Source organism: Vibrio sp. R11-SG3-ISO9, assembly GCF_059834255.1.
Genome location: NZ_JCBDGU010000025.1, coordinates 93,870 through 106,563, shown reverse-complemented (window position 1 = coordinate 106,563; position 12,694 = coordinate 93,870). Strand labels below are relative to the sequence as shown.

General features: G+C 44.7%; 11 protein-coding genes. 9 read left to right on the top strand and 2 right to left on the bottom strand.

Annotated features, from left to right (window positions below; translation table 11 throughout):
* Positions 1-39 precede the first annotated feature (39 nt).
* Positions 40-1,929: a methyl-accepting chemotaxis protein gene (locus tag AC6R05_RS07795; RefSeq protein WP_500647053.1), complete on the bottom strand. Its 1,890-nt coding sequence runs from the start codon at positions 1,927-1,929 to the stop codon at positions 40-42.
* Between the two features lie 307 nt (positions 1,930-2,236).
* Entirely contained in the window at positions 2,237-3,070 is an 834-nt protein-coding gene (fdhD, locus tag AC6R05_RS07790) for a formate dehydrogenase accessory sulfurtransferase FdhD (protein WP_500647052.1), read from the bottom strand.
* 333 nt (positions 3,071-3,403) lie between these two features.
* Here fdhD and AC6R05_RS07785 point away from each other — a divergent pair, with 333 nt between their 5' ends.
* The 9 genes from AC6R05_RS07785 to AC6R05_RS07745 all read left to right on the top strand — a co-directional run bounded on the left by AC6R05_RS07785 (position 3,404) and on the right by AC6R05_RS07745 (position 12,395).
* Entirely contained in the window at positions 3,404-3,865 is a 462-nt protein-coding gene (locus AC6R05_RS07785) for a DUF3305 domain-containing protein (protein ID WP_285467653.1), read from the top strand.
* Entirely contained in the window at positions 3,855-4,460 is a 606-nt protein-coding gene (locus AC6R05_RS07780) for a DUF3306 domain-containing protein (protein WP_500647051.1), read from the top strand. Before AC6R05_RS07785 ends, AC6R05_RS07780 begins: the two co-directional genes overlap by 11 nt.
* Before the next feature lie 377 nt (positions 4,461-4,837).
* Positions 4,838-6,499, top strand: a complete 1,662-nt coding sequence (locus AC6R05_RS07775; protein WP_500647050.1) for a 4Fe-4S binding protein — start codon at positions 4,838-4,840, stop codon at positions 6,497-6,499.
* Positions 6,500-6,508: 9 nt separating this feature from the next.
* Positions 6,509-7,141, top strand: coding sequence for a TorD/DmsD family molecular chaperone (locus AC6R05_RS07770; protein WP_500647049.1), 633 nt, complete (start codon positions 6,509-6,511; stop codon positions 7,139-7,141).
* Between the two features lie 76 nt (positions 7,142-7,217).
* A complete protein-coding gene (locus AC6R05_RS07765) occupies positions 7,218-7,418 on the top strand; it encodes a twin-arginine translocation signal domain-containing protein (protein WP_032549042.1) in 201 nt (66 codons plus the stop codon).
* Positions 7,419-7,428: 10 nt separating this feature from the next.
* Positions 7,429-10,284 carry a formate dehydrogenase subunit alpha gene (locus AC6R05_RS07760; protein ID WP_390517805.1) on the top strand — a complete coding sequence of 952 codons (2,856 nt, stop codon included), beginning with the start codon at positions 7,429-7,431 and terminating at the stop codon, positions 10,282-10,284.
* Between the two features lie 11 nt (positions 10,285-10,295).
* Positions 10,296-10,904 carry a formate dehydrogenase FDH3 subunit beta gene (fdh3B, locus tag AC6R05_RS07755; RefSeq protein ID WP_032549044.1) on the top strand — a complete coding sequence of 203 codons (609 nt, stop codon included), beginning with the start codon at positions 10,296-10,298 and terminating at the stop codon, positions 10,902-10,904.
* Positions 10,905-10,918: 14 nt separating this feature from the next.
* Positions 10,919-11,995, top strand: a complete 1,077-nt coding sequence (locus AC6R05_RS07750; RefSeq protein WP_285467660.1) for a formate dehydrogenase subunit gamma — start codon at positions 10,919-10,921, stop codon at positions 11,993-11,995.
* Positions 11,979-12,395, top strand: a complete 417-nt coding sequence (locus tag AC6R05_RS07745; protein ID WP_032549046.1) for a hypothetical protein — start codon at positions 11,979-11,981, stop codon at positions 12,393-12,395. The genes AC6R05_RS07750 and AC6R05_RS07745 overlap by 17 nt, the downstream gene beginning before the upstream one ends.
* The last annotated feature ends 299 nt before the right edge of the window (positions 12,396-12,694 follow it).

The following is a 12,694-nucleotide window of genomic DNA, read 5'->3' as shown; positions in this document are numbered from 1 at the left end:
GGCGCTTTTGTTTGTGCTGAACTGTTCGTTACAACAACACTAATATTTAAACTGGGCGACGATCTTATCCAGTTTAACGCTCACATTAGATACCTGTTCACTACAGCGTACAGAACCAGAAACCACTTCATACGTATCGACGGACAAATGGGCGATATCTGTGATGTTTCGGTCAATCTCCGCGGAGACAACAGATTGCTCCTCCGACGCGGTCGCAATTTGGCTATTCAAGTCAAACATTTCACCAACCTGCAGATGAATACCTTCAATCGCATTAACCACACCCTTGGTTTGGCGTTTAACATGTTCCGTTTGATCTAAGCTCTCCGACATCTTAGCGACGGTTTTCTCAATCCCGCTGGTTAACCCTTGGATGGTGGTTTCAATTTGATGGGTAGAGTTGTTGGTCATGAGTGAAAGCTCTCTCACTTCCGACGCCACTACGGCAAAGCCTCGGCCATGTTCACCCGCTCGTGCTGCTTCAATCGCGGCATTGAGGGCGAGTAGGTTAGTCTGTTCTGCGATACCCTGAATCGTCGTAACTACTTGGTTAATCTCACGGCTCTGTTCTTCAAGATGATCAATCAAGGTCTGAGACTCTTCGATGTTGGTAACCAGCACCTGAATGCTGTCATCGGTTGCGTGCGTCTCTTGCAGTGCATGATGAGCATTACCTTTGATTTTCTCAGCGCTCAGTGCAGCGTTTTCAATATTAGCGGCCACTTCATTACTGGTCATCACAAGTTCATTGACTGCCGTGGCTACCGATTCAGATTGTTGCTTTTGCTTCTCGGCGTTACTCATGCTTTTTTGCGCAGCTTGCTCTGAACTACAGGAACTGTCAGTAAGCACGGTCATAACTCCAGAGAGATCTTTAATGTTAGCGTGTAACTTACTAATGAACGCATCAAAGGAGTGGGAGAGCTGAGCAAGTTCATCGGTACCTTTGGCATTCATACGCACCGTTAAGTCGCCATCACCATTGGCAATAGACTCCATCATTTGGTTGATTGCTTTGATACGAGTTAAAACACTTTTACCGATTAGTGCCAATAATGCCGATAAAAGAATAACGATGGCAAAACCAAACAGATGCAGGGTATTTTTGGTATCAGAACTGGCTTGGCTAATCGCCGTGTTAATTTCCAATTGGACGCCATTAATTGCTTGTTCAGCTTGATGAACGGTTCGGCGAAGTTCTCCTTTCAGCCCCAGCTCCTCGGTCAGCCCAAGGCGCGTATTAGCCACGAGCAGTTTTTCGACGGCATCTCGGTAGTTCAAATACGCCTGTTTTGTCGTATCTGTATTCTGTGCATAGGGAGTAAACACATCTAATGCACCATCAAAGGCGAGACTGGTTTGGTCATTGGTGTGGGCGAGATAATGAAAGTCTTTCTCTACCAACTCAAGCAAGGCGAGTTCCAGTGCGAGATTCGCCTCTTTCTCTACCGCATGTTTCAATTCATTTCGTCTCTTGTCTAAAACTGCAATCAAGCCAACAGAAGGGTTAGGGTTTTCAATCGCATTGACTTGTTGAACAATCTGACGAAATTGATATTCGTAGCTCTCGATTGCTTGGCTGATTTTGGAGGTGTTATCAGAGAGGTTTAACTCGTGGGAAATAAGCGTCTGATTCAAATCTAATAATCTTTGATCCAGTGTTACGGCGGTAGTATCAAAGCGCTCTGCGTATTTCTGTTCTTTCCTTGCTAGAAAGTCTTTCTCGTGCCTTCTGAGCATGAGTAGGTCGACTGAGCTTCTCAGATTCTCATTGGCGGCACGCTCAAGTGACTCCAGCCGGTCAAGGCTCATCTGTTCATATACGGCATAAACAAACACGGAGACAAATAGCGTGATGTTGATAAGAATAAATTTACTTCGTATAGACAATGACAGCGAAGAACGCTGCTTTTCGGTTGACCTATCCATAGGCAACTCCTTTTAGCCGATGACGTTTTATATCTATCTGTTATTTATTTGAGTAATGTATTTATAAAAGATAGATATGTAACTAATAGCTTATTAGGGGAGTAACGCAAGGGATTGGACCAGTTTGGTAAAAATTTTACCCAAACAAGCTTAAATAGGGCATATTAACAAGCTCTAATATGGTAAATACCCTCAACAACACATTGATACTGCATACTTCTTGGTAGAGATCATGGCTATTGAGGGCATCGAATTACACTTGGTTAGGCTTCGTTAGATAAGGAAACAACGGTGCATTTTAAATACATTATTCACCGTCTTGGTTACCTTTAACATCAAAGATAATCTTATCTGCACCTGTAAAGACTTGGAAGCGTAAACCTTTAGCACGAGCAATCGTAGTGATGCCAAACTTCTGAGCTAAATCTAAGCCCATTTGAGTCACACCTGAGCGAGAGAGTAGTACAGGAATACCCATTTGAGCTACCTTAATCACCATTTCAGACGTCAAACGGCCAGTGGTATAAAAGATTTTGTCTGAGCCATCTTCCTGATTCAGCCACATTTCACCTGCCAGCGTATCTACCGCGTTATGACGGCCCACATCTTCAACGAAAGAGAGCACTTGATCGTCTTTGCATACAGCACAACCATGGACAGCTCCTGCTTTTTTATAGGTGTCGTTATAGTGAGTTAACGCTTCAAGAGCCATGTAGATTTCTGATTGCTTAAGCTTAGTTTGAGGCACTTGGTAATTTTCCAGCTGCTTCATTACGTTGCCGTACATAGTGCCTTGACCACAACCTGAGGTGACAGTTTTCTTTTTAAGCGCACTTTCTAATTGGCTTGTATCTTCTTTCGTTACGACTGCTGCAGAACTGGTTTCCCAATCAATGATGATTGATTCAATCGCCTCAGGATCAGAAAGGAAGCTTTGGTTCTTTAAATAACCTAAGACTAATGATTCAGGACGTGAGCCCAAAGTCATCAGGGTCACGATCTCTTTCCAGTTAAGCATAACAGTTAGAGGACGTTCGCAAGCAATCTGTTTTGTTAGCTTTTCGCCATACTCGTCGAACACTTCCACTTCAATGGTTTGTAGAGGGTTTTCACTGGTTTTAATAATGTTTGGTTTAACCACTTTAATATCCTAGTTGTGTATACGCTCATCACGCGTTTTGACGTTGACGGTTTAGGCGTTATTTTTGAAGCTCGCAGAGGGTGTCGGCTTCTTTGTCTTAATGCTTAAAGCAATTCTTATTCCAAAGCGCTATTTATCTCAAATTATTCGGATGATTACCTTTACTTAGCGCAAAAACTGTCACATCGGTCTAACCTGAACAGAGACTTCGCCTATTTTGATGGTGCTATGGCGTGGTTATTGCTTAGTTGTAGTAAACCAAAGATTTTGTGATGTCGTAAATAGAACAAAATGTCCTATTGGTAGCGGCTTCAAATAACAACTGGATGAGATATGTCGGAAACTAAAGAACTAGAACAACAATATGAGAAAACCGAGACATCTTGGTCGATAGGCGTTCATCGTATCGAGAAAGAGATCAAAACGGGCATGTGGACGACCACACAATGGGAACTTGCAGGGTTTGAACTATCCCCAAACAGTGACTCGAAAGATGTGTGTCTACTTCAACTGCATAAAGATGAACGTACAGACTATCGATTCAACCTTAGTTCACAACAACCCAAGCTTTTCTTGGTAATGGATAACGTCGATTCAGGTGTACCTATTATCCAATTGCTGACAGCCTCTCAAACTGTCGCAGGTCAGTATATGGATGGGGACAATCAAGTTCTTTCGTTTGATATGCCTTTACCTGTTCAAGCTTGGATGGAGGCCTTCATTGGTCGACATGGCGAGCTGTTAGAAAAACGTCGTAAGAAACGTAAAGGAGCAGGGCGCGCAAATGGCAACTAGTTTCTTTAGTCGTTGGTCACAGCGTAAGTTAGATGGAGAAAAGGCCACTGACGTTGAGACAGAAGAGTCAGTTAACGCTAACACTGATGCTCAACCTTCTCAATTAACAAGCGTTAATGACCTAGATCCTTCGGTTCATTCAGAACAAACAACCGCGGATGTTTCTAGTGAAACTCTTGATGATTCAGTAGAAAACGCTGAAGATGAGTCTCCTTCTGTTGCTCAACTTCTGGTATCTGAGGCATCGGAGAGCGTTAAAAAGGCTGCTCTAAGAAAGCTATTCTTATCTGAAGAGTTCAACGTTCGTGATGGCTTAGATGACTATGATGATGACTACAGCAATCTCAAGTCTCTTACTGAAGGCGTTGCTGATACGTTAAGAGACTGGGTAAAAGATACCGTCGAGGATAGTGAGCCTGTCACTGCTAAAGCTCAAGATGAGTCAACTTCGACCAGTGATACCTTAGAACAACAAGTCGCTGAAACAGAGCAAGAAGAAGCTCCACAAGAAGCGGGCGATGTTTCTGAAAACGAACCTAAAAATGCCCTCAATTCAGACACTGAGAAGGTTGAAAAGTCTCCCAAACAACAATAACTGTATATTTATACAGTTACCCATAAAATCGGTACTTCACCTGAAAGTATGAGTCTTTAACTGGGACAAAATATACCACACAAAGAATAGGTACATTTTGACTAAACACTCAATGAACCGACTGAGACAAATTGTCCCAGTCGGTTTTTTTGTCCTTATTAAATAGCAATAAATAACATAAACCATTGAAATATAATTAAAATAAAGTTGGCATATACATTGCTATAAACAAGCATAATCAACAGGTTAGTAGATTGTTTCATTATCGATGCTGAAATACGACACATGATTAATTGAGCAATTAATCAGCATTCTATACGAGGCTGACTACAATCAAGGTTGAGCAGATTATCCATGACGCTATATGGAACTGAGCAATGCTTATAGAACTATTAAAAGAAGCAACAACAAATAATGGTAAAGCGCGACTCTATGCTTTTGAAAATACCGTAGAGTTAACCAACCTTATTCCACCAACTGTAAGTTATGAAAGTGGTGGAAATACCCTGATCATAGGGCCAACTGCAATCATTGAGAGCGCGGCTGCGCAGTTACCTCAATTGACTAGCCTTACCTTGCTGTCAACCGATGGAGAGAAGGGTTCAAACAGTGAACTCTATTTCGCTAATTCAGTTCAGGTATCAGGTTTTTTAGGTACGTTTGAAGTAGTTATTGAAAACCGTGGGACGACGAGCAATTTAGCGAAAGTTGCGATTAATCACGATTGCTTTGATGTTGTGTTAGACCTATGCCTAAACAGCTGTATGACTGAAGAAGTTCCAGTTCCGGGTTACTACCCAGTTGGACGTGGCTATCCGAAATTGGCTGAAGCGCTAGAAGAAATCCCAACGCTGATGGGCACCTTCGATAAGCCAAAATTCTTCCGTTTAGATACTGATTTGTGTGCGCATAGCTCTCGTGGCGTTAAAGGCTGTGAGCGTTGTGTTGATGCTTGTCCTGCAGGCGCGCTATCAAGTGAAGGTACGGACAAAACCGGTCATCGCATCGAAATTAACCCGTACCTTTGTCAAGGCGTGGGTACTTGTGCAACAACCTGTCCAACTGAAGCGATCAGTTACGCACTTCCTAATCCAGATGACACTCAAAAATTCATTGAACGCACGTTAGCCAACTATGAGAAAGCAGGGGGGCTAGACCCGATCGTTCTGATTTGTAGCTCACGTCATGAAACATATAACGTGATGGCACTTAAAGCACTTCCAGACAATGTTATTCCGATTGTTGTTGAAGAGCTTCCTTCTGTAGGTATTGATACGTGGTTTGCAGCTTTAGTAAATGGTGCAACTCAGGTTCTGTTTGCTGCATCTCGATTTATGCCAGAAACCATTATTCGAGTTCTAAATAACGAAGTCGGTATTGCTCAAGAACTATTGGATCAAATCGGTGTAGCAAAAGAGACGGTAGATATTCTTTACCTTGAATCGCTTCGTGAAGGTGCTCCGATACTGTGTACCGATTCGTTTGATTTGGCATTAGGGGACTTGCAAGGCAATAAGCGTGAACGTCTATTTACTGCGCTTGATGCTCTAAGCACATCACGAATTCCTGTCGAGAATATTGTTGAGCTCCCATCGAACGCACCTTACGGCAACGTTTCGTGTGAAAGCAAAGATTGTACGTTATGTATGAGTTGTGTGGCGGTATGTCCAACTCGTGCACTTCATACCGATGGCACATCTCCATCTCTAAAATTCATTGAGCAGGATTGTGTTCAGTGTGGCCTTTGTGAAAAAGCATGTCCTGAAAACGTTCTGACTCTAACGCCTCGAATGAATTGGGTGAAAGAGGAGCGTCAGAAGGCCGTTGTGATTCATGAAGAAAAAGCAGCGGAGTGTATTCGTTGTCATAAGCCTTTTGCTCCTCAATCTATGATTGATATGTTGCAAAACAAGTTACGCGGTCACTCTCATTTTTCTGACGAAGCAGCGATCAATCGTATTGCTATGTGTGAAGACTGCCGTGTCATCGATATGTTCGATTCAATGGCTCAAGACCCATTGAAACAACTGAAATACTAGGAGCTGGCTTTGGATACTCATTCAGAACATGAACAAACACTAAGAACAGATATCTACCTTGTTCTATCCGCACTATTTCGTAGTGCTCCAACAGAAGAGATGATTGACTTTTTAAAATCTCTAGAAATTGAAGAGTCGGAAAGTGCCATGCAAAAAGCTTGGATTGCGCTTCAACAAGCCGCAATTCAATCTGAACGTGAAGCACTAGAAGACGAATACCAAGACCTTTTCATCGGTATTGGCCGTGGTGAAGTCATGCCTTTTGGTTCATGGCACATGACTGGCGCAATGATGGAAAAACCACTCGCTGAGATCCGACACGATCTTGAGCTTCTTGGTATTGAGCGCGACGAAAACGTAAAAGAGCCAGAAGATCATATTTCAGCTCTTTGTGAAGTCATGGCGATGCTAACCGGTGAAGAAGAAGAGCTTCAACAAGTTGTTTTCAATAAACATATTGCACCTTGGTTTGAATCTTTCACTCGTCAAACGGAGAGTGCGGAACACGCCAACTTTTACAAGCCGGCCGCTCAGCTATGCCAAGCATTCCTATCGCTAGAACAAGTTCGTTTTAGTGTGAATACCAAAAGCAGTAAGCACAAATCAAAAATTGATGTGAAAAACGTCACTGATTACGAGTAATCGAGCAGTACTCGATCATATCGATAGAGGGGCAGTAAGCCTCCATAAAGATCTACCGTAAGGTAAGGAAGCAATGATGAAAGATAATAAAGAAGTAAATACAAGCCGTAGGGACTTACTCAAAGGCTTAACAACTGCAGCCGTAGCGGGTGCTGTTGTCGCTGGAACTTCAACAGTGGCATCAGCGGCTGAAACGCCTGACCTTTCCAAAAAAGACGTGAAGAAGACTGGCTACCGTGAAACGCAACATATTCGCGACTACTACGACACACTATAGGGGATAAAGGATGAAACTAGTCAAACGCTCCGATAGTGTGAGCAAGGAAACCAATCAGCTCGGCGTATCTCGTCGTGCATTCATGAAGAACACTTCATTGGCTGCTGGTGGCGCTGTAGTAGGTGCAAGCCTATTTGCTCCAGGCATGATGAAGAAAGCACAAGCGAAATCGGTTGATCCAGATGCGAAAACTGAGATCAAACGTACGATCTGTTCTCACTGCTCTGTGGGTTGTGGTATCTACGCTGAAGTTCAAAATGGTGTATGGACTGGCCAAGAGCCGGCATTTGACCACCCATTCAACGCTGGTGGACACTGTGCGAAAGGTGCAGCACTGCGTGAGCACGGCCACGGTGAACGTCGTCTTAAGTACCCAATGAAACTGGAAGGCGGTAAGTGGAAGAAACTTTCTTGGGATCAAGCAATCGAAGAGATCGGTAACAAAGCGCTAGAACTTCGTAAAGAGTCTGGCCCTGATTCGGTTTACTTCCTTGGTAGTGCGAAACACAGCAACGAGCAAGCTTACGCATTCCGTAAAATGGCGTCACTTTGGGGCACCAATAACGTTGACCACCAAGCGCGTATTTGTCACTCAACCACAGTAGCAGGTGTAGCGAACACTTGGGGTTACGGTGCAATGACAAACTCGTTCAATGACATGCACAACTGTAAGTCGATGCTATTCATTGGTTCGAACCCAGCAGAAGCACACCCAGTCGCAATGCAGCACATCCTGATCGCGAAAGAGAAGAACAACTGTAAGATCGTTGTTGCAGATCCTCGTCGCACTCGTACGGCTGCAAAATCTGATCACTACGTATCACTTCGTCCGGGCTCTGACGTCGCGTTTATTTGGGGCGTGCTATGGCATGTCTTCGCAAATAAGTGGGAAGACAAAGAGTTCATTCGCCAACGTGTATTTGGTATGGATGAGATCCGTGAAGAAGTTGCAAAATGGACGCCAGCTGAGGTTGAGCGCGTAACTGGCGTATCTGAAGCTGACGTTTACCACACAGCGAAACTGCTTTCTGAAAACCGTCCTGGTTGTATCGTTTGGTGTATGGGTGGTACTCAACACACCACTGGTAACAACAACACTCGTGCTTACTGTGTACTTGAACTTGCACTAGGTAACATCGGTAAATCAGGCGGCGGTGCTAACATTTTCCGTGGTCACGATAACGTACAGGGCGCAACTGACCTTGGTGTACTATCAGACACACTTCCAGGCTACTATGGTCTCTCTGAAGGTTCATGGCGCCACTGGTCTAAAGTTTGGGATCTAGATTTTGACTGGGTGAAAGGCCGTTTCGATGACAACGCTTATGGCGGTCAGAAACCAATGAACAGTGCTGGTATCCCTGTATCTCGCTGGGTTGATGGTGTTTTAGAAAACAAAGACAACATCCGCCAACGTGAAAACATTCGCGCAATGTTCTACTGGGGTCACGCGGTGAACTCTCAGACTCGTGGTCCTGAAATGCAGAAAGCGATGCAGAAGCTGGATATGATGGTTATTGTTGACCCATACCCAACAGTTGCAGCGGTAATGAACGACCGTACTGACGGCGTTTACCTACTTCCAGCGACGACTCAGTTCGAAACTTACGGCAGTGTTACAGCATCAAACCGCTCGCTACAGTGGCGTGACAAAGTGGTTGATCCACTGTTCGACTCTAAGCCTGACCACGAAATCATGTACCTGCTTTCTAAGAAGCTAGGTTATGCAGACCAGTTGTTTAAAAACATCCGCGTTGAGAACAATCAGCCACTGATTGAAGACTTAACCCGTGAGTTCAACAAAGGTATGTGGACGATCGGTTACACCGGTCAAAGCCCTGAGCGTATTAAAGAGCACCAACAAAACTGGCACACATTCCACAAAACAACGTTGGAAGCAGAAGGCGGCCCAATTCACGGTGAAACCTACGGTATGCCTTGGCCATGTTGGGGGACACCAGAGATGAAACACCCTGGTACTCATATCCTTTACGATACATCTAAGCCTGTTGCAGAGGGCGGCGGTAACTTCCGTACCCGTTTTGGTGTTGAGTTTGAAGGTAAAAACCTACTGGCAGAAGACAGCTACTCGAAAGGCAGTGAAATCAAAGACGGCTACCCAGAGTTCAGTGACAAGCTTCTGAAACAGCTGGGTTGGTGGGACGATCTAACAGCCGAAGAAAAAGCAGCTGCTGAAGGCAAGAACTGGAAAACCGACCTATCTGGCGGTATCCAACGCGTTGCGATTAAGCACGGTTGTATCCCATTTGGTAATGCGAAGGCGCGTGCGATTGTGTGGACATTCCCTGACCGCGTACCACTTCACCGTGAGCCGCTGTACACGCCACGTCGTGACCTAGTTGCTGACTACCCAACGTGGGACGACAAAGAAGCGATCTTCCGTGTACCAACCTTGTACAAGTCGATTCAAGAAGAAGATAAGTCTGGCGAGTACCCAATCATCCTAACCTCTGGCCGTCTGGTTGAATACGAAGGTGGTGGTGAAGAGACTCGCTCTAACCCTTGGCTTGCTGAACTTCAACAAGAGATGTTCGTTGAAGTTAACCCGAAAGACGCAAACGACATCGGCTTCAAAGATGGCGATGATGTTTGGGTTGAAGGTGCAGAGAAAGGCCGTATTAAGGTTAAAGCTCTAGTTACTCGTCGTGTGAAGCCTGGTCTGGCATTTATTCCATTCCACTTCGGCGGTAAGTTCCAAGGTGAAGACCTACGTTCTAAGTATCCTGAAGGCACTGACCCGTATGTTATTGGTGAAGCTGCAAACACAGCAACCACGTATGGTTATGACCCTGTAACGTTGATGCAGGAAACGAAAGTAACCCTTTGTAACATTCGTAAGGCTTAAGGAGTCCAATAATGGCTAGAATGAAATTTCTTTGTGACACTAAGCGTTGTATCGAATGTAACGGCTGTGTCACTGCATGTAAAAACGAAAACGATGATGCGCTAGAGTGGGGTATCCAACGTCGCCGCGTTGTAACACTGAACGATGGCGAGCCGGGTGAAAACTCTATCTCAGTTGCTTGTATGCACTGTACTGACGCGCCTTGTATGGCGGTATGTCCTGCAGACTGCTTCGAGCACACTGAAGACGGCATCGTACTTCATAACAAAGATCTGTGTATCGGTTGTGGCTACTGTCTATTCGCTTGCCCGTTTGGCGCACCACAATTCCCTAAACAGGAAGCCTTTGGTGAGCGCGGTAAGATGGACAAATGTACATTCTGTGCAGGCGGTCCTGAAACTGAAGCGGGCTCTGTTGAAGAGCGTCAGAAGTACGGTGCGAACCGTATTGCTGAAGGCAAGCTACCAATGTGTGCATCACTATGTTCAACTAAAGCGCTTCTAGCGGGTGACGCAGAGAAAGTCTCTGATGTATTCCGTCAACGTGTTGTAGAGCGTGGCGCAAAAGGCGCGGGTTGGACCAATGGTAACGACCTATCTTACGATGCGACTAAGAGCTAAGTAGGGAGAGACGTATGCTTTCATTGTTAAAACGTCTCTCATTTGTCGTGCTGCCGCTATTGGCAGCACTGACAATGCTGGCTCCAATGAGTCACGCTGCTGAGACGAAAGCGAATACCGCAGAGCGTGAGATGACCCAACTTGCGGGTGCAGACTTTTGGCGACAAGTGCGTGAAGGTGAGACAGGCTACACAACGTCTCAATCTGCTGAGCACGGCATGCTGATCAGTACTCCTGGACAAACGTGGTACATCTTAAAAGAGAAGTGGATGTCTCCGGCAGGCGCAGTTGCTATCTTCGGTAGTATTGCCTTTGTTACTCTGATGTACATTGTGATTGGCCCGCTCATGTTAAGTGCGCCGAGAACCGGACGTAAGATAAAACGTTGGTCTCGTTTAGACAGAGCACTTCACTGGAGCATGGCGTTTACCTTTCTAACTTTGGCCTTCAGCGGCTTAATGTTGGTTTATGGTAAGCACTTCTTAAAGCCTTATATCCCAACGGATTTGTGGGGCTTTATCATCATGCTCGCTAAGCAATACCACAACTACATCGGTCCAATTTTCTATGTACTGCTAATGTGCGTACTAGTGAAGTGGTGGCGTAAGTCTATCTTCAAGATGGTCGATCTTAAGTGGTTTATGAAGCTTGGTGGTATGGTTGGTAAGCATAAAGGCTCACACCCGTCAGCAGAGTTTTCAAACGCTGGTGAAAAAGCACTGTTTTGGTTACTTATCGTTGTAGGTACCGTCGTTGCGATCAGTGGTTTAGTTCTAGACTTCCCAATCTTTGGTCAAACACGTCGTGATATGGAGCTTTCTAACTTAGTTCACATGCTAGCGGCACTGATCCTTATCTGTGGCTTTGTGTTCCACATCTATATCGGCCTGTTTGGTATGGAAGGGGCGCTAGAAGGTATGGTAACGGGTGAAGTTGACGAAACTTGGGCTAAAGAGCACCACGACCTTTGGTACGAAGAAGTCATGGCTAAAGAGAAACAGGAAGCACTACAAGGTGACACAACTGGTTCGAACACAGAAAACGTCTCTCAAACAGCAAAAGAGGTAAAGCCGAATGAACAAACCTCATAAAGGTATTTGGGTTGCTTATATACTAAGTTGCTTTACGCCATTTACTTGTCTGATTTCGGGTGTGATAGCTATTGTCTATGCGGGTTATCGTCTAGACAAAGGAGAGGATGGGGAAGTCATTGACTCCCATTACTACGGTCTAATCCGTACTTTCTTCCTGAATCTGACCTACTTTGTGGTATTGATCGTTACTGTTGCAACGTCAAATGGCGTTTTGAAAGGTGTAAACGACTACTGGTATAAGAGTCATTTCATCGATGAGATTGCATACTACATCCCTTACGTGGGAATGTTGTTTGGTGCTATTGCCATCGTGGTTTGGTTTATTCGTATGTACCAAGGAATGACCCGCCTGAAGCAAGGTTTGCCTCAAAAAGCTTCGACAGGACCAAACCTGTAACAACACTCTTAAGTTGTTCTATTTGAAACCCAGCTCTTTGCTGGGTTTTTTATTGTCTGCTTTCTAAATCCTCTCAGCCAATCCCTTGATGTTGCACGCATCTTTATGGTGCATCTCACTATCTTGGTGCAAAAAAGATTAACAACTTACATCCTGTTGCTCACCAAAATTGTGCCACTAAATATTCAATCCGCTATTAATCAATAACTTACCTAGAGGTGCAACTGCGCTTATTCGGTTCATGTGGTTTGGAACGCATCTTGCCTAGCTATTGAGTCTTTAAATAATTACATCATTTA

Bases quoted from the DNA above. Each gene is read 5' to 3' on its own strand.
- fdh3B (WP_032549044.1), top strand. From the start codon at position 10,296: ATGGCTAGAATGAAATTTCTTTGTGACACTAAGCGTTGTATCGAATGT.
- AC6R05_RS07765 (WP_032549042.1), top strand. From the start codon at position 7,218: ATGAAAGATAATAAAGAAGTAAATACAAGCCGTAGGGACTTACTCAAA.
- AC6R05_RS07760 (WP_390517805.1), top strand. From the start codon at position 7,429: ATGAAACTAGTCAAACGCTCCGATAGTGTGAGCAAGGAAACCAATCAG.
- AC6R05_RS07775 (WP_500647050.1), top strand. From the start codon at position 4,838: ATGCTTATAGAACTATTAAAAGAAGCAACAACAAATAATGGTAAAGCG.
- AC6R05_RS07795 (WP_500647053.1), bottom strand. From the start codon at position 1,929: ATGGATAGGTCAACCGAAAAGCAGCGTTCTTCGCTGTCATTGTCTATA.
- AC6R05_RS07785 (WP_285467653.1), top strand. From the start codon at position 3,404: ATGTCGGAAACTAAAGAACTAGAACAACAATATGAGAAAACCGAGACA.
- AC6R05_RS07745 (WP_032549046.1), top strand. From the start codon at position 11,979: ATGAACAAACCTCATAAAGGTATTTGGGTTGCTTATATACTAAGTTGC.
- AC6R05_RS07750 (WP_285467660.1), top strand. From the start codon at position 10,919: ATGCTTTCATTGTTAAAACGTCTCTCATTTGTCGTGCTGCCGCTATTG.
- AC6R05_RS07780 (WP_500647051.1), top strand. From the start codon at position 3,855: ATGGCAACTAGTTTCTTTAGTCGTTGGTCACAGCGTAAGTTAGATGGA.